The 15,531-nt window shown below is 64.9% G+C and carries 17 protein-coding genes; 10 read left to right on the top strand and 7 right to left on the bottom strand.

The features are described from left to right. The first annotated feature begins 10 nt into the window (after window positions 1-10). The 7 genes from FG93_RS22040 to FG93_RS22010 all read left to right on the top strand — a co-directional run bounded on the left by FG93_RS22040 (window position 11) and on the right by FG93_RS22010 (window position 6,300). The gene (locus FG93_RS22040) at window positions 11-1,378 is read left to right on the top strand and encodes an AarF/ABC1/UbiB kinase family protein (RefSeq protein ID WP_043238496.1); all 1,368 of its coding nucleotides are present in this window, start codon (window positions 11-13) and stop codon (window positions 1,376-1,378) included. Between the two features lie 169 nt (window positions 1,379-1,547). Continuing rightward, window positions 1,548-1,835: an aa3-type cytochrome c oxidase subunit IV gene (locus FG93_RS22035; RefSeq protein ID WP_043238494.1), complete on the top strand. Its 288-nt coding sequence runs from the start codon at window positions 1,548-1,550 to the stop codon at window positions 1,833-1,835. Between the two features lie 22 nt (window positions 1,836-1,857). Beyond that, on the top strand, window positions 1,858-2,997 hold the full coding sequence (locus FG93_RS22030) for a Re/Si-specific NAD(P)(+) transhydrogenase subunit alpha (protein WP_043238492.1): 1,140 nt from the start codon (window positions 1,858-1,860) through the stop codon (window positions 2,995-2,997). 26 nt (window positions 2,998-3,023) lie between these two features. Next, on the top strand, window positions 3,024-3,455 hold the full coding sequence (locus tag FG93_RS22025; protein ID WP_043238489.1) for an NAD(P) transhydrogenase subunit alpha: 432 nt from the start codon (window positions 3,024-3,026) through the stop codon (window positions 3,453-3,455). A gap of 6 nt (window positions 3,456-3,461) precedes the next feature. Next, window positions 3,462-4,865 carry an NAD(P)(+) transhydrogenase (Re/Si-specific) subunit beta gene (locus FG93_RS22020; protein WP_043238486.1) on the top strand — a complete coding sequence of 468 codons (1,404 nt, stop codon included), beginning with the start codon at window positions 3,462-3,464 and terminating at the stop codon, window positions 4,863-4,865. A gap of 89 nt (window positions 4,866-4,954) precedes the next feature. Then, on the top strand, window positions 4,955-5,413 hold the full coding sequence (locus FG93_RS22015) for a GNAT family N-acetyltransferase (protein ID WP_052514034.1): 459 nt from the start codon (window positions 4,955-4,957) through the stop codon (window positions 5,411-5,413). 41 nt (window positions 5,414-5,454) lie between these two features. Next, window positions 5,455-6,300, top strand: coding sequence for an alpha/beta hydrolase (locus tag FG93_RS22010; protein ID WP_244448687.1), 846 nt, complete (start codon window positions 5,455-5,457; stop codon window positions 6,298-6,300). A 20-nt stretch (window positions 6,301-6,320) separates the two neighbouring features. Here the strand turns inward: FG93_RS22010 and FG93_RS22005 are convergent, their stop codons facing one another. The 5 genes from FG93_RS22005 to FG93_RS21985 form a co-directional block, all read right to left on the bottom strand. Beyond that, on the bottom strand, window positions 6,321-7,166 hold the full coding sequence (locus FG93_RS22005) for a tetratricopeptide repeat protein (protein WP_244448686.1): 846 nt from the start codon (window positions 7,164-7,166) through the stop codon (window positions 6,321-6,323). A gap of 235 nt (window positions 7,167-7,401) precedes the next feature. Continuing rightward, window positions 7,402-7,635 (bottom strand): 30S ribosomal protein S21, encoded by a 234-nt coding sequence (gene rpsU, locus FG93_RS22000; protein WP_038359685.1) that lies wholly within the window; start codon window positions 7,633-7,635, stop codon window positions 7,402-7,404. A 208-nt stretch (window positions 7,636-7,843) separates the two neighbouring features. Beyond that, entirely contained in the window at window positions 7,844-8,944 is a 1,101-nt protein-coding gene (locus FG93_RS21995) for a 5-(carboxyamino)imidazole ribonucleotide synthase (RefSeq protein ID WP_043238479.1), read from the bottom strand. After that, window positions 8,941-9,438, bottom strand: a complete 498-nt coding sequence (purE, locus tag FG93_RS21990; RefSeq protein ID WP_043238477.1) for a 5-(carboxyamino)imidazole ribonucleotide mutase — start codon at window positions 9,436-9,438, stop codon at window positions 8,941-8,943. The genes FG93_RS21995 and purE overlap by 4 nt, the downstream gene beginning before the upstream one ends. A gap of 110 nt (window positions 9,439-9,548) precedes the next feature. Further along, the gene (locus FG93_RS21985; RefSeq protein ID WP_043238474.1) at window positions 9,549-9,767 is read right to left on the bottom strand and encodes a YdcH family protein; all 219 of its coding nucleotides are present in this window, start codon (window positions 9,765-9,767) and stop codon (window positions 9,549-9,551) included. A gap of 227 nt (window positions 9,768-9,994) precedes the next feature. On the opposite strand from FG93_RS21985, the gene FG93_RS21980 reads away from it, so the two are divergent. Beyond that, window positions 9,995-10,183 (top strand): DUF465 domain-containing protein, encoded by a 189-nt coding sequence (locus FG93_RS21980; RefSeq protein ID WP_043238472.1) that lies wholly within the window; start codon window positions 9,995-9,997, stop codon window positions 10,181-10,183. A 250-nt stretch (window positions 10,184-10,433) separates the two neighbouring features. Here FG93_RS21980 and FG93_RS21975 read toward each other — a convergent pair whose 3' ends face one another. Beyond that, window positions 10,434-12,062 carry an acyl-CoA synthetase gene (locus FG93_RS21975; RefSeq protein ID WP_043238470.1) on the bottom strand — a complete coding sequence of 543 codons (1,629 nt, stop codon included), beginning with the start codon at window positions 12,060-12,062 and terminating at the stop codon, window positions 10,434-10,436. Between the two features lie 209 nt (window positions 12,063-12,271). After that, entirely contained in the window at window positions 12,272-13,036 is a 765-nt protein-coding gene (locus FG93_RS21970; RefSeq protein WP_043238469.1) for a sulfite exporter TauE/SafE family protein, read from the bottom strand. Window positions 13,037-13,201: 165 nt separating this feature from the next. Between FG93_RS21970 and FG93_RS21965 the strand changes: the two genes are divergently transcribed. Next, window positions 13,202-15,118 (top strand): propionyl-CoA synthetase, encoded by a 1,917-nt coding sequence (locus FG93_RS21965; protein ID WP_043238467.1) that lies wholly within the window; start codon window positions 13,202-13,204, stop codon window positions 15,116-15,118. Window positions 15,119-15,269: 151 nt separating this feature from the next. Continuing rightward, window positions 15,270-15,518 carry a hypothetical protein gene (locus FG93_RS32535; RefSeq protein ID WP_152579561.1) on the top strand — a complete coding sequence of 83 codons (249 nt, stop codon included), beginning with the start codon at window positions 15,270-15,272 and terminating at the stop codon, window positions 15,516-15,518. Window positions 15,519-15,531 lie beyond the last annotated feature (13 nt).

Below are 15,531 nucleotides of genomic sequence, written 5' to 3'. Positions count from 1 at the left end.
TGTGAGCGACATGTCCGAACGCGACAGCGAAGCCAATCGTTTCACCGCCCGCGCGGCGCGTTACGCCCGCGTCGGGGCCAATGTCGGCGGGGTCGCGGCGCGCATTGCCGGGACGCGGCTGCTCGGGCTGGAGGGCCGCAATCTCAGCAATGCCGAGGCGCTCGCCAAGGCGCTCGGCGGGCTGAAGGGACCGATCATGAAGGTGGCGCAGCTCGTCGCCACCATTCCCGACGTCGTGCCGCCGGAATACGCCGCCGAACTGCAGAAGCTGCAATCGCAGGCGCCGCCGATGGGGCCGGCCTTCGTCAAACGCCGGATGATGGCGGAGCTCGGGTCGCAATGGCGCGCGCGCTTTGCCGAGTTCGACCTGAAGCCAGCGGCGGCAGCCTCGCTCGGCCAGGTGCACCGGGCGACGACGCATGATGGTGTGCCGGTCGCCTGCAAGCTGCAATATCCGGACATGGAATCGGCGGTCGAGGCCGATATCGCCCAGCTCGACATCCTGTTCGCGCTGCACCGGCGCATGGATCCGGTGATCGACACGACCGAGATCGCCAAGGAAATCGGCGCGCGGGTGCGAGAGGAACTCGACTACATCCGCGAGGCGAAACATATCGCGCTCTACCGTGCGATGCTGGCCGAGACGCCGGACGTGCGCGTGCCGGCGCTGGAAGCGGGGCTGTCGACCCGGCGGCTACTGACCATGCACTGGCTTGAGGGCGATCGAATCCTCGACCACAAGCAGGACGAACAGGAAGCCCGCGACCGGATCTCGACCGCGATGTTTCGTGCCTGGTGGCGCCCCTTCAGCCATCACGGCGTCATCCATGGCGATCCGCATCTCGGAAACTACACGGTGTTCTCGGAGGATGGCGCGCCGCAGGGCATCAACCTGCTCGACTATGGCTGCATCCGGATCTTCCCGCCCTCCTTCGTCGGCGGCGTGGTCGATCTCTATCGCGGCCTCCTCGAGAACGATCAGGCGCGCGTCATCCACGCCTATGAAACCTGGGGCTTCAAGGGGCTGACCAAGGATCTGGTCGACACCCTCAACATCTGGGCGCGTTTCATCTACGGGCCATTGCTGGAGGACAGGACGCGGCGCATCGCCGAAGATGTCAGTCCGGCGGAATATGGGCGCAAGCAGGCTTTCCAGGTGCATCAGGCGCTGAAGAAGCGCGGGCCGGTGACCGTACCGCGTGAATTCGTCTTCATGGACCGCGCCGCGATCGGCCTCGGCGGCGTCTTCCTGCATCTCGATGCCGAGCTGAATTTCCACCGCCTGTTCGAGCAGGAAATCGAGAATTTCTCGACCGAGCACGTGGCCGCGGTTCAGGCGAAAGCGCTCGATCGCGCCGGGCTTGGTCCTGCGCATTGAGGAGGATGTTCGGCCCGGGATCCCCACGGCTCTCCGACGGCCGGAAAGTGGGCGGTTTCACTGCCTGAAATGCCTTCGAAACAGGCAGTGATGGCGTGTTGACGCGTTGCCAGACCCTTCGCTGGTGCGCTACACGGCAATGAGACCTTTTTATGCGGGAACAGTTTTTATGGCCCACCACGGACACAGCGCAGCCGATGCTCCGCAGATGGATTATCAGGAGCACGACCGGACCTATCGCGGCTTCGTCCACATCGCCGAAGTGACCACTGCCGCCTGCCTTGCCATCGTGGCGGCACTGGCGGTCGGCGGGACCAAGCATGCCTGGGGTACCGCGGTCGTCGGCACACTCCTGACCCTCGTCGGCACGGGCGTCGGCATTGCCGCTCCCTCGCTGTCGTGGCGCGCTCCGGCGGTTCCGCTGGTGCTGATGCTGCTCGCGCTCCTCCTCATGTAACGCCGGAAAGGCCCCGCCTGCCATGCGCATTGCTGTCCCAGCCGAAACGCAAGGGACGGAAACCCGCGTCGCCGTGACGCCGGAAACCGTCCGCAAGTTCATTGGCCTCGGGGCCGATGTCGCAGTGGAGAAGGGGGCGGGGCTCGCTTCCGGAATTACCGATGCGGACTACCAGGCTGCCGGCGCGGCCATCGCGAAGAACGCCAAGGAGGCGCTGAAGGGCGCCGATATCGTTCTCAAGGTGCGCCGTCCGGCTGAGGGCGAACTTGCCGGCCTGCCGGCGGGCGCGCTCGTCATCGGCATCATGGATCCCTATGGCAACGAGGCGGCCGTCGAAGGCCTTGCCAAAGCCAATGTGGCGGCTTTCGCCATGGAGTTCATGCCGCGCATCACCCGTGCGCAGGTGATGGACGTGCTGTCCTCCCAAGCCAATCTCGCCGGCTATCGGGCCGTGATCGACGGCGCCGCCGAATATGGCCGGGCGCTGCCGATGATGATGACGGCGGCGGGCACGGTTCCCGCGGCGAAGATCTTCATCATGGGCGTCGGCGTCGCCGGCCTGCAGGCGATCGCGACCGCGCGGCGTCTCGGCGCCATCGTCACCGCGACCGACGTGCGCCCCGCCACCAAGGAACAGGTCGAGTCGCTCGGTGCAAAATTTCTCGCCGTCGAGGACGAGGAATTCAAGCAGGCGCAGACCGCCGGCGGTTACGCCAAGGAAATGTCCGGGGAATACCAGGCGAAGCAGGCCGAGCTCACCGCTGGCCACATCGCCAAGCAGGACATCGTCATCACCACCGCGCTGATTCCGGGCCGCCCGGCGCCGAAGCTGATCACCGCCGCGATGGTCGAAAGCATGAAGCCGGGTTCGGTGATCATCGATCTCGCTGTCGAGCGCGGCGGAAATTGCGAACTCGCCAAGCCGGGCGAGATCGTGACCGCGCCGAATGGCGTAAAGATCGTTGGCCATCTCAATGTGCCGGGGCGCCTGCCTGCGACATCCTCCAGCCTCTACGCCAAGAATCTCTTCGCCTTCGTCGAAACGCTGATCGACAAGGCCGAGAAGAAGCTCGCCGTGAACTGGGACGACGAGCTGGTGAAGGCAACCGCGCTGACCCGGGACGGTGCCGTGGTTCATCCGAATTTCGCGCCGAAGGCCTGAAGCATAGGTAGGGGGAGTGTCCGACCATGGCTAATCCGACACCTGAACAAGCGCTCGAGCAGGCCCGCTCGGCGGCTGCCCTTGCGAAACAGGCCGCAGAACTGGCGGAGCGCTATGCCGACCAGGCGGCGGCGGTGGCCGGTGTCGCTACCGGCGTGGATCCGACGATCTATCGGCTTGCGATCTTCGTGCTCGCGGTCTTCGTCGGCTACTATGTCGTCTGGTCGGTGACGCCGGCGCTGCACACACCCCTGATGTCGGTGACCAACGCGATCTCCTCCGTGATCGTGGTCGGCGCGCTTCTCGCCGTAGGTGTGAATGCGGCACCCGCTCTGGGCGACGGCCCGATCTGGGCCAAGGTCTTCGGCTTCATCGCGCTGGTCCTGGCGTCCGTGAACATCTTCGGCGGCTTCCTCGTCACCGAGCGCATGCTCTCGATGTACAAGAAGAAGGGCTGAGCGCACATGGCCGCCAATTTCTCCGCCCTTCTCTACGTCGTCTCCGGCGTCCTGTTCATCATGGCCCTACGGGGCCTGTCGCACCCGACGACCTCACGCCAGGGCAATCTCTACGGCATGGTCGGCATGGGCATCGCCATTGCCACTACCGTGATCTTCTATCCGCCTTCCGGCTTCTCCGGCTGGTTCCTGGTCGTTCTCGGTATCGCCATCGGTGGTGGCATCGGCGCCTTCATGGCCCGGCGCGTGCAGATGACGCAGATGCCGCAGCTCGTCGCCTTCTTCCACTCGCTGGTCGGTCTGGCGGCGGTGCTGGTCGCAGCGGCGGCGCTCTACGCGCCGGAGGCTTTCGGCATCGGCCAGGTCGGCAAGATCAAGGGCGCGAGCCTGTTCGAGATGGCGCTGGGTTGCGCCATCGGCGCGATCACCTTCACAGGCTCGATCATCGCCTTCCTGAAGCTCGACGGGCGCATGAGCGGCAAGCCGATCATGCTGCCGCAGCGCCACGGCATCAATATCGGCCTTGGCATCGCGCTGGTCGTGCTGCTGCTGATCTTCCTGAAGAGCGAGAGCCACGTCGTCTTCTGGCTGATCGTGCTCGTCTCCTTCGCGCTCGGCGTGCTGCTGATCGTGCCGATCGGCGGCGCGGACATGCCGGTCGTCGTCTCGATGCTCAACTCCTATTCGGGCTGGGCAGCGGCCGGCATCGGCTTCACGCTCGGCAACATGGCGCTGATCATCACCGGCGCGCTGGTCGGCTCCTCCGGTGCGATCCTGTCCTACATCATGTGCAAGGGCATGAACCGGAGCTTCATCTCGGTCATCCTTGGGGGCTTCGGTGGCGAGACCGCTGGCCCAGCCGGTGGCGCCACAGAGGCTCGCCCGGTGAAGCAGGGCTCGGCTGACGATGCGGCCTTCATCATGAAGAATGCCGGCAAGGTCATCATCGTGCCGGGCTACGGCATGGCGGTGGCGCAAGCCCAGCATGCGCTGCGCGAGATGGCCGACGTGCTGAAGAAGGAAGGCGTCGAGGTCAAATACGCCATCCATCCGGTCGCAGGCCGCATGCCCGGGCACATGAACGTGCTGCTCGCCGAAGCGAACGTGCCCTATGACGAGGTCTTCGAGCTCGAGGATATCAACTCCGAGTTCGGCCAGGCGGATGTCGCGTTCGTCATCGGCGCCAACGACGTCACCAACCCGTCGGCCAAGACCGATCCGCAGTCGCCGATCTACGGCATGCCGATCCTCGATGTCGAAAAGGCCAAGACCGTGCTCTTCATCAAGCGCGGCATGGGCTCGGGATATGCCGGTGTCGAGAACGAGCTGTTCTTCATGCCCAACACCATGATGCTGTTCGGGGATGCCAAGAAGGTCACCGACGAAATCGTCAAGGCAATGGCGCACTAAGCCACCGGACCACGGCAAGTCGCGAGGGGCCGGCGTCTCGCTGGCCCTTTCCTCTTGGAGTTTCAACGGTGGGTATAACGATCAGGCCGATGGCGGAGGCGGACCGTCCTGCTGTGCTGGCGCTGCTGCTGGAACTGACCGCCCATGAGGCAAGCCTGAGCCCGGAGCGGGGAACCGGGGCCGAGGTGGCCGCAGCCTGCCTGGCAGATGACAGCGAGAAGGCGGTCGAGACCGGCGGTGCACTGATGGTTGCCGAGAGCGAGGGCCGCGTCGTCGGCTATCTCGCGCTGCAGCTTGGTCGGACCGGTCCATTCGTCCACGAACACCTGCGCGATCACGTCTATATCGAGAACATCGTCGTTGGCGCCGCTCAGCGCGGCACCGGCATCGGTCAGATCCTGTTGGCGGAAGCGGAGCGCTTTGCACGGGCGACGGGACGCAAGGTGCTCCATCTCGGTGTGCTCGCGGGCAATGATCTCGCCCTCAAGGCCTATCGCCGAGCAGGCTTCGAGACGGCGTCCCTCGATATGATGAAGGTGCTGGACTGAGCGTCGCAGAGCCGTCACGGTGATCGGGGACCATCGCCGGCATGAATCTCATGCGCCATCTCGCGTTCGCTGGAATTGTCCTCTATCTCGCCTTTCTGGCGCTGCTCTACGTCATGCAGCGCGAGCTTTTATATCCGCGCGACCCTGCGCGTGCGGATATCGCTGTCGCCAATCTACCGGGAGTCGAGGAGACACCCCTGACCGCCGCCGATGGCGAGCGGCTGATCGCCTGGGTGGTGCCGCCACGCGAGGGCAAGCCGGTGCTGCTGTTCTTCCATGGCAATGCCGGCAATTTCGCGACGCCGATCCGCCAGGCGCGCTTCCGTGGCCTGTCCGAGGACGGGACCGGGCTCTTCGCCGTGAACTATCGCGGCTATGGCGGGTCTAGCGGCAGACCGTCGGAAGAGGGGCTGCTGCTCGATGCGCGAGCGGCCTATGACGCTGCCGTCACACGCTTCGGCGTCGATCGGCTGGTCGGCTATGGCGAATCCCTGGGCACCGGGGTTGTGCTCAAGCTCGCCGCGGAGCGGCCGCTCAGGGCCGTGATTCTCGAGGCGCCCTATCTGTCGACGGCCGCAGTGGCACAACTCGCCTATCCCTTCGTTCCAGTTGCCTGGCTGATGAAGGACCAGTTCCGGTCGGACGCAGTCATCGGCCGCGTCACCGCGCCGCTGCTCGTGCTGCATGGTGGGCGCGACGGCGTCATTCCCTTCGCGCAGGGGCAGGCGCTCTACGAAATGGCGAACATGCCGAAACGCTTCGTCCGCTTTCCCACCGGCGGTCACGAGGATCTGCCGGCGCATGGTTCGCTGCCGGAAATCCGGCGCTTCCTGGCCAATGTGACCAACGGTGCCATTGCCGGCCAGGAAAACCGCGCCGCCGAATAGCGCGGCGGCCTGCGCCGCGGTCAGCGGAAGATGCCGCCTCCGCCGAGGCGCGCCTGGCCGGTGCGAGCGGTTGCGTTGTTGCTGTCCAGGCTGAGGGCGCGCTGATAGTTCTCGGCCGCTTCGGTCTTCTTGCCGAGCTTTTCGCTGGCGAGCCCGCGACCGGCCCAGGCCTCGGCGTTGCGGTTGTCGACATTGAGCGAGGCGGTGAAGTCCTCGATCGCCTGCTCGAACTTTCCGACCGCGATCAGGCTCTGGCCACGGGCAGTATAGGGCGGGGCATTGTAGGGATTGCGATCGATGACCGAGTCGAAATCGGTGATCGCGTGTTGGTGCTGGCCTTCCCTTTGATAGACCAGACCGCGGGCATGGAAGGCTTCCGCCGATTCTGGATTGAGGCGGATGGCGGTGTTGAGGTCTGCCAGCGCCTGCTGACTGTTGCCCTGCTGCCGCAGCAGGTTGGCGCGGCCGATATAGGCCGGCGCATAGTTCGGGGCGGCGGTGGTGGCGCGATTGAAGTCCGCCATTGCCGCATCGTTGCGGCCGCTCTGGCGCAGTGCCAGGGCGCGGTTGGTGTAGGCCGAGGCGAGGTTCGGGTCGATCTGCACCGCCTTGGTGAAGTCGGCGATCGCGTCGGAGTACCGGCCGGCACGGGCATAGGCCGCACCGCGGGTGTTATAGGCCTGCGGATCGTTCGGGTTGCGGTTGATGACTTCACTGAGCGAGCCGATGTTCACGCTCGCATTGGCGGCCGATTCGGCGTCGATTTCAGCAACTGCGCTCTGTGAGCCCAGATTGGAAACGGTGTCGCATCCTGCCAGCGCGACGGCGATGCCGGCTGCAGCCAGCCAGCTCTTGCCTCGAAACATGCTCTGCCTCATCGGTCCCGGTTCTGTGCCTCGACTGCCATGGCCGACCGTGTCGGTCGCCCTGACTTGATTGCGCTCCCCAGCCGACAGCGCCCCTTCACCCGAGAACGCCTGTATCCTGCCAAGCTTTGGTTAACGCCGCCGAAAAAGCAACAACGCCCGGAGAGGCTCCAGGCGCTGTTTCGACATGACGCATCCGTGCGAAGCGGCCCATGCGGCCGCCCTCAGCCGGAGATCAGGGGCGCTTGGGCTTCACCGGCGCGGGCAGAAGGCCCTCGCGCTGCAGCTTCTTGCGGACCAACTTGCGGGCGCGGCGGACGGCTTCCGCCTTCTCGCGCGCCTTCTTCTCGGAAGGCTTTTCGTAATGACCGCGGAGCTTCATCTCACGGAAAATGCCTTCGCGCTGCATCTTCTTCTTGAGGGCGCGAAGAGCCTGATCGACATTGTTGTCGCGAACGAGAACCTGCACGTGATTGTCCGTCTTTAGCGGGTTGGTCAAGATTTCGGGTCCGGCGAAGTTTCTCAACTTGCAGGAAGGGTTGTGCGGATAACAGAATTCAATTCGGCTGTCCACGCCGGAAGAGCCGGAAAACGTGGAGAAATCGAGGGCAGAGAGGCGCTACGGGATTTGTCCGGACAAGGCTACAGGAATGGCCCCGCGTCCTTGAGGGATCAGCTTACGAGAGAGCCGGTTTCAGCCGTGTGACATGGCCCATCTTGCGGCCGGGGCGGGCATCACGCTTGCCGTAGAGGTGCAGATGCGCGCCCGGCTCGGCCAGAATCTCCCGCCAGCGGAGAGCCGCGTCGCCGACGAGGTTTTCCATCTCGACAGTGCCGCGACGGGCGGCGGATCCAAGCGGCAGGCCGCAGACGGCGCGAACATGCTGGTGGAATTGCGAGGTCTCGGCGCCTTCGCTGGTCCAGTGCCCGGAATTATGCACTCTGGGCGCGATCTCGTTGATGATGACGGTTTCGCCAGCCCCCTCGCCAACCACGAACATCTCGACGGCGAAGACGCCGATATAGCCGAGCGCCTCGCCGATCTTGCGCGCCGCCTCGATGGCGTCGGCAGCGGTCTCGGCCGCCACCTGCGCCGGCACATGCGTGAAGGCGAGGATGTGATCGCGATGCTCGTTCTCGCAGAGATCGAATGCAGCAAAGTCGCCGGCGGTATTGCGGGCTGCGACGACCGAAACTTCCCGGCTGAAGCTGACGAAACCTTCGAGGATGGCGGGGAAATGCCCGATCACCTCATAGGCTTCGGCCAGATCGGTATCAGCCGCGATCTTCACCTGGCCCTTGCCGTCATAGCCGAAGCGGCGCGTCTTCAGGACGCTGGGGCGGCCGAGTTCGGCGACGGCACGCTCGAGGTCGGCCAGCGAATCGACGGCGCGGAACGGCGCAACCGCCAGCCCCAGATCGGCGACGAAGCTCTTTTCGCTCAGCCGGTCCTGCGTCACGGCCAGCGCGCGTGCGCCGGGATGAAGCGGCGTGCGCGCGGCGAGGAAGGCCGCCGTCGCATGCGGCACATTCTCGAACTCATAGGTGACGAGGTCGACCGCATCGGCAAAGCCGGCAAGTGCAGCCTCGTCTTCATAGGCGCCGATCGTATGGCGGGCGGCGACGTCGAAAGCCGGACTATCGGCCTCGGGCGCGAAAATATGGGCGCGAATGCCGAGATCGGCGGCCGCGAGCGCAATCATGCGGGCAAGCTGGCCACCACCGAGGATGCCGAGCATGGCGCCGGGGCCAAGCCCGCGCGGGTCGGGCGTGCTCATGCGTCGTCCCTGGGGAATTCGGCCACGGCCCCGCTCTGGCGGCTGCGATAGTCTTCCAGCCGCGCGGCCAGGGATTCGTCGCTCAGGGCGAGCACAGCCGCGGCGAGGAGGCCGGCATTGACCGCCCCGGCGCGGCCGATGGCAAGCGTGCCGACCGGGATGCCCGCCGGCATCTGCACGATCGAGAGCAGGCTGTCCTGGCCGGAGAGAGCCTTGGATTCGACCGGCACTCCGAACACCGGGAGCGGCGTCAACGACGCTGTCATGCCCGGCAGGTGTGCTGCCCCGCCGGCGCCGGCGATGATGACCTTGAAGCCCTTCGCCTTGGCTTCCCGGGCGAAGGAGAACATGCGTTCCGGGGTCCGGTGCGCGGACATGATGCGAGCCTCGTGGGCCACGCCGAGCATGTCGAGGACTTCGGCCGCGTGACGCATCGTTGCCCAGTCGGACTGGCTGCCCATGATGATGGCGACGGGAGGGCTGGTATCGGCCATGTGCACTCGCTTCCCATGCGAGGGGAGGAAGCGCGCGACTTAAACTGCGGGCAGCCCGACAGGCAAGCTCCGATTCGTCGAAATCATTGTTCTGCGTGCTGTTTTCCGCATCAGGCGATGATGTCGGGCGTCAGCGCGTCTTCGATCTGCGTGATGCGGTCCTTGAGATAGAGTTTCCGCTTCTTCAGGCGCTGCACCTGGATCTGGTTGATCGCGCCCATGCGCTCCAGCGCATCGATGGCGCTGTCCAGGTCGCGATGCTCCTCGCGTAGACGAGCCAGCTCGGCCGTGAAGGCCTCGATCTCCTCAGGGCTCAACTCGAATCCCATGAAGCCGTCTCATCATTGCCGCGATCGGGGTCGACTATGCTCAGGCGCGGGCGGCGCGGCAAGAGCGCTGTGTCGCTTCGCGCGGGGATGGCGCGTGCCATTCGCGCCCTGCGGGAAGGAGAGGCCCAGGATCACGGAAACTCATGGTGCAGTGCACTGCTGCCCCAGAGACTTGAAGCCGGCTCTGTGTCAGACTCCCCCGTCAATCGCTCATCAGGAGAATCCAGATGTCGCTGCAGACCCATCTCGCCGAGCTCGAGCGCAAGCATCGCCAGCTCGAGGAAGCTATCGCCCAGGCCGCGGCGCGCCCTTCCTCCGATACGCTGAGTGTGTCCGAGTTGAAGCGAAAGAAGCTGCTGCTGAAGGAAGAGATCGAGCGCGTCAGAATGACGATGCCGCAGCCGACGCTGCATTGAGCGGGATCACCGGGCAGCCACCGCCCGCCGAATAGGATGGCTTCGATCGAGCCGGTCCCAGGAGGGGCCGGCTCTTTCGTCGAGGGCCATGTTCGTTGAAGGCCATGTTCGTTGAAGGACTTGCCGCGCTGAAAGCTCCGCGCAGCGCTAGATCGCCGTGCGTCCTTTCGGACGCAGGATGGGCGATCTATCTCTTTGTTTGAGCACCGGATTTTTCCGAAAACCGGATTCCACTTTTCGGTCCGATGCTCTAAAGGGCCCGTGCCATCTCGCGCAGCTTGAATTTCTGGATCTTGCCGGTCGAAGTCTTGGGGATCTCGGTGAAGACCACCGTCTTCGGGCATTTGAACGAGGCCAGAAGCCCGCGGCAGAAGGCGATGATCTCGGCCTCCGTCGCATTCTTCCCAGGCATGAGCTCGACAAAGGCGCAGGGCGTCTCACCCCATTTCTCGTCCGGCCTGGCGACCACCGCAGCGGATTGCACGGAGGGATGCTTGTAGAGCGCGTCTTCGACCTCGATCGAGGAGATGTTCTCGCCGCCGGAGATGATGATGTCCTTCGAGCGGTCCTTGAGCTGGATATAACCGTCGGCATAACGCACGCCGAGGTCGCCGGAATGGAACCAGCCACCGGCAAAAGCAGCCTCGGTCGCCTTCGGATTCTTGAGGTAGCCTTTCATCACGACATTGCCGCGGAACATCACCTCGCCGAGTGTCTGGCCATCGCGGGGGACCGGCTGCATGGTTTCCGGGTCGAGCACGTCAAGGGCTTCCAGAGCCGGATAGCGCACGCCCTGGCGCGCCTTCAGCGCGGCCTGGTCCGCAGCGTCCAGGGCATCCCAGTCGCGCTGCCACTCATTCACGACGGAGGGGCCGTAGGTTTCGGTCAGTCCGTAGAGATGCGTCACCTCGAACCCCGCCTGCTTCATCGCGGCGAGCACGGCCTCTGGCGGCGGGGCGGCAGCGGTGAAGAACGAGACCTTCTGCGAAAAGTGGCGACGCTCTTCCGGTGGGGCGTTGAGCAGCGTCGACATCACGATGGGGGCGCCGCAAAGATGCGTGACGCCATGATCGGCCAACGCCGCATAGAGTGCCTTGGCGCGGACCTGGCGCAGGCAGACATGGGTGCCGGCGAGGATCGAGATCGACCAGGGGAAGCACCAGCCGTTGCAGTGGAACATCGGCAGCGTCCAGAGATAGACGGGATGCCGGCCCATGCCACAGGTCACGACATTGGAGGTCGCGAGCAGATTGGCGCCGCGATGATGATAGACCACACCCTTCGGGTCGCCGGTGGTGCCGGATGTGTAGTTCAGCGAGATCGCGTCCCACTCGTCGACCGGTAGCGTCCAGGCGAAGTCCTGGTCGCCGCTCGCAAGGAAACCCTCGTATTCGACGCTGCCAAGCCGCTCGCCGCTGCCATCATAGACCGGGTCGTCGTAGTCGATGACCAGCGGCTTGACCTTGCAGAGTTCCAGCGCCGCCTTGACCGTGCTCGAGAACTCGCGGTCCGTGATCAGCACCTTGGCCTCGCCATGGTCGAGCGAGAAAGCGATGATGGCGGCGTCGAGCCTCGTGTTCAGCGTGTTGAGCACGCCGCCGGTCATCGGCACGCCGTAGTGACATTCGAGCATGGCGGGAGTGTTCGGCAGCATCGCTGCGACGGTATCGCCCCTGCCGATGCCGTATTTCGCCAGCGCGGAGGCAAGCCTGCGCGATCGCGCATAGAATTCGGCATAGGTCCGGCGCAGCGGGCCGTGGATGATCGCAACATGATTGGGGAAGACGGCGGCGGCGCGTTCGAGGAAGGCCAGCGGCGTCAGCGGCTGGAAATTGGCCGGGTTGCGGTCGAGGTCGATGTCATAGGGCGAGGTCTTCATCGGGGCGCCTTCTTCCGTCGCGTCGCCTTCGGATCTAAAGCATCGGCCCGAAAAGTGGATTGCGGTTTTCGGAAAAGCCGATGCAAACACAGAAGGCCAGATCATCGAACCGGATACGATATCCGGTCCGATGATCTAGCCGGTCCCGCGCTCTCCCGTAATCCATCCCTTTTTCCGATGCGGCGCAATCGACGCAGCTGGACTCGGGGTCAGGGATGGAGGCGCAGCGTCAGGAGCCCGTCGATGATCAGCTTGCTGCCGACGGCAATCAGCAACCAGTAGATGATGGTATAGAAGCGTTCCGCCGGCACGCGGCGCACCAGCCAGACGCCGGCGATGGTTGCGAGGATCGCGACCGGAAACAGCGCCGCCGACGCGGCAAGGTTATCGCGGGTGAACTGGCCGAGCGCGATATAGGGTCCGACCTTCATGAGATTGAGCAGCGCGAAGAAGATCGCGCCCGTGCCAACGAAGGTCGGTGGCGAGAGGCGCTGCGGCATGACGTAGATCTGAAAGGGAGGGCCGCCGGCATGGGCGATCATGCTGGTGAAGCCGCAGACCGCGCCCCAGAAGCTGCCGGGCGCGAAAGCGGCCGTCGTGACCGGCAGCTGAGCCTTGCGGTCGGCGAAGAGCCGGCGGGCCGCGAAGGCAACCGAGATGATGCCGACCGAAAGACCAACCGCGGCATCGGAAACCCGCGATGCCAATGCATAGCCCGCGAGCACGCCGAGGAGGGCGCCGGGCAGCATTGTCGCGAGGTTGCGTCTGTCGAATTCGCGGCGATAGGCCCAGACGCTGACGATGTCCTGCACGATCAGGATGGGCAACATGATCGCGGCCGCCTGGATCGGTGGAAGCACGAGAGCCATCAGCGGCAGCGAGAGCAGGCCCAGGCCCGAGAAGCCGCCCTTGGCGAGCCCGACCAGGATGACGGCAGGCACCATCGCGGCGAGATAGGCTGGATCGAAGCTCATGGCTGTCCGGGGGCGAGGGCGACAGCGGTCGTGCGCAGATGCGTAGCTAAAGTCTGACGGTGGCGTGCTTGCGCGGGCGGGGGAGAGTGAGCACGATCCCGCGCAAAATCGCCCCGACCCGCTTTCCGGGTCTAGGCCAGAACCAGGCGAAGAGGAACGCGTCCGATGAATGCCACGCATGCAAGCCGCTATCGCGAAACCTATGCGCGCTGGCAGGCGGATCCGATCGAGTTCTGGCGCGAGGCGGCAAGCGAGATCGAATGGGTCAAGCCGCCGCAGGTGATCTTCGACGCCGAGGCCGGTGTCTATGGGCGCTGGTTCCCGGATGCGAGCTGCAATACCTGTTTCAATGCGCTCGATCGGCATGTGCGTGACGGGCGCGGCGAGCAGACGGCGCTGATCTATGACAGCCCCGTCACCGGAACCAAGGCGAGCTACAGCTATCGTGAGCTGCTCGGCGAGGTCGCGACGCTTGCCGCCGTGCTGGAGGATCTGGGCGTCGGCAAGGGCGACCGCGTCATCATCTACATGCCGATGATCCCGGAGGCAGCCTTTGCCATGCTGGCCTGCGCCCGGATCGGGGCCGTGCATTCGGTGGTGTTCGGCGGCTTTGCCGCCAAGGAACTGGCGACGCGCATCGATGACGCCAGGCCAAAGGTCATTCTGACCGCGACATGCGGCATCGAGCCGACACGCATCGTCGAATACAAGCCGCTGCTTGACGGCGCGATCGCGCTCGCTGCCCACAAGCCGGAAACCTGCGTCGTGCTGCAGCGTCCCCAGGCGGATGCCTCCATGCATGTCACCCGCGACCGGAACTGGCGGGCGCTGGTCGCGTCAGCCACGGCCTCGGGACGCCAGGCTGATTGCGTCGAGGTCGCCGCCACGGACCCGCTCTATGTGCTCTACACATCAGGCACGACGGGGCGGCCCAAGGGTGTGGTCCGTGACAATGGCGGCCATATGGTTGCGCTGAAATGGACGATGGAGAACCTCTACGGCGTGAAGCCGGGCGAGGTTTTTTTCACCGCATCCGATGTCGGATGGGTCGTCGGCCATAGCTATATCGTCTACGGCCCGCTGCTGCATGGCGCGACTTCGGTGCTCTACGAGGGCAAGCCGGTCGGCACGCCCGATCCCGGCGCTTTCTGGCGCGTCATTTCCGAGCACAAGGCGGTGGCGATGTTCACGGCGCCGACGGCGTTTCGCGCGATCCGGAAGGAGGATCCGCAGGCAACCCATCTCGCACGCTACGATCTGTCGCATTTCCGCACGCTCTTCCTCGCCGGCGAGCGGGCTGATCCCGATACGTTGAAATGGGCCGAGGAGGTGCTGAAGGTCCCAGTCATCGACCATTGGTGGCAGACCGAGAGCGGCTCCTGCATGGTCGGCAATCCGGTTGGGCTGGAGCTCCTGCCGGTGAAGCACGGTTCGCCGACCGTGCCGCTGCCGGGCTATGACGTGCACTGCCTCGACGAGGCCGGGAAACCCGTGTCGGCCGGCACCATGGGGGCGATCGTGGTCAAGCTGCCGCTGCCTCCTGGCGCCCTGCCGACGCTGTGGCAGGACGACGAGCGGTTCCGGCAATCCTATCTCACGGCCTTCCCGGGCTATTACAACACCTCGGATGCCGGCTACATCGACGAGGACGGCTATGTCTTCATCATGGGCCGCACCGACGACATCATCAACGTCGCGGGTCACCGGCTCTCGACCGGCGGCATGGAGGAGGTGCTCGCCTCGCATCCGGCCGTGGCGGAATGTGCCGTGGTCGGTATCAGGGATGCACTGAAGGGCGAGCAGCCCTGCGGGTTCATCGTGCTGAAATCAGGTGTGACGCAGAGCCCGGCCGAGGTCGAGAAGGAGCTGGTCGCGCTGGTGCGCGACAAGATCGGCCCGGTCGCGGCCTTCAAGCTCGCGGTCACCGTGGCACGCCTGCCGAAGACACGCTCCGGCAAGATCTTGCGCGCGACGATGAAAAAGATCGCCGATGGCGAAGACTATGTCATGCCGGCGACCATCGACGATCCAGCAGTACTCGACGAGATCGGGGAAGTTTTGAGGGCGAGGGTAGCAACCTGATCCGCAAAAGAGGGTGCGGTAGTATTCACAATTTTACATTGAATTAACCGATGGATGCGACATTTCGCTAGCGTATAGGCGCTTGATGGAGCCATTTGCGATCGCCCGGGATGTCGTCAGACCAGTCGCTCTCGGACTCGCGGCCTTCGCGATGCCTGTTCTCCTGGTCATGGCACCGCGCGATCGTGCCAGCGTTATCGTGTTTGCCTCGAGCAGCGAACGCGCTGCCGAGGCGGTGGCACTGGCCGGCGGCGCGATCCTGTCGCGCTTTGGCGAATTCGGCCTCATTGCCCTGTCGGAACAGCCCGGCTTCGCCGGCCGCCTCTACGGCGCAGGTGCCTCGCTCGTCATCGACGCGGCCGGGCGTGGCGGCTGCCTGCCGCAATCCAAGCGTTCATGAACCGCCCGCGAGG

This window comes from Allobosea sp. LC85 (assembly GCF_000735605.1).
Lineage (GTDB): Bacteria > Pseudomonadota > Alphaproteobacteria > Rhizobiales > Beijerinckiaceae > Allobosea.
This window is presented reverse-complemented; position numbering and strand designations above follow the sequence as displayed.

Bases quoted from the DNA above. Each gene is read 5' to 3' on its own strand.
- FG93_RS22005 (WP_244448686.1), bottom strand. From the start codon at position 7,166: ATGTTTCGAGGCAAGAGCTGGCTGGCTGCAGCCGGCATCGCCGTCGCG.
- FG93_RS21995 (WP_043238479.1), bottom strand. From the start codon at position 8,944: ATGAGCACGCCCGACCCGCGCGGGCTTGGCCCCGGCGCCATGCTCGGC.
- FG93_RS22010 (WP_244448687.1), top strand. From the start codon at position 5,455: ATGAATCTCATGCGCCATCTCGCGTTCGCTGGAATTGTCCTCTATCTC.
- FG93_RS21965 (WP_043238467.1), top strand. From the start codon at position 13,202: ATGAATGCCACGCATGCAAGCCGCTATCGCGAAACCTATGCGCGCTGG.
- FG93_RS22015 (WP_052514034.1), top strand. From the start codon at position 4,955: ATGGCGGAGGCGGACCGTCCTGCTGTGCTGGCGCTGCTGCTGGAACTG.
- FG93_RS22020 (WP_043238486.1), top strand. From the start codon at position 3,462: ATGGCCGCCAATTTCTCCGCCCTTCTCTACGTCGTCTCCGGCGTCCTG.
- purE (WP_043238477.1), bottom strand. From the start codon at position 9,438: ATGGCCGATACCAGCCCTCCCGTCGCCATCATCATGGGCAGCCAGTCC.
- FG93_RS22030 (WP_043238492.1), top strand. From the start codon at position 1,858: ATGCGCATTGCTGTCCCAGCCGAAACGCAAGGGACGGAAACCCGCGTC.
- FG93_RS21980 (WP_043238472.1), top strand. From the start codon at position 9,995: ATGTCGCTGCAGACCCATCTCGCCGAGCTCGAGCGCAAGCATCGCCAG.
- FG93_RS32535 (WP_152579561.1), top strand. From the start codon at position 15,270: ATGCCTGTTCTCCTGGTCATGGCACCGCGCGATCGTGCCAGCGTTATC.
- FG93_RS21975 (WP_043238470.1), bottom strand. From the start codon at position 12,062: ATGAAGACCTCGCCCTATGACATCGACCTCGACCGCAACCCGGCCAAT.
- FG93_RS22040 (WP_043238496.1), top strand. From the start codon at position 11: ATGTCCGAACGCGACAGCGAAGCCAATCGTTTCACCGCCCGCGCGGCG.
- FG93_RS21970 (WP_043238469.1), bottom strand. From the start codon at position 13,036: ATGAGCTTCGATCCAGCCTATCTCGCCGCGATGGTGCCTGCCGTCATC.
- FG93_RS22025 (WP_043238489.1), top strand. From the start codon at position 3,024: ATGGCTAATCCGACACCTGAACAAGCGCTCGAGCAGGCCCGCTCGGCG.
- FG93_RS21985 (WP_043238474.1), bottom strand. From the start codon at position 9,767: ATGGGATTCGAGTTGAGCCCTGAGGAGATCGAGGCCTTCACGGCCGAG.
- FG93_RS22035 (WP_043238494.1), top strand. From the start codon at position 1,548: ATGGCCCACCACGGACACAGCGCAGCCGATGCTCCGCAGATGGATTAT.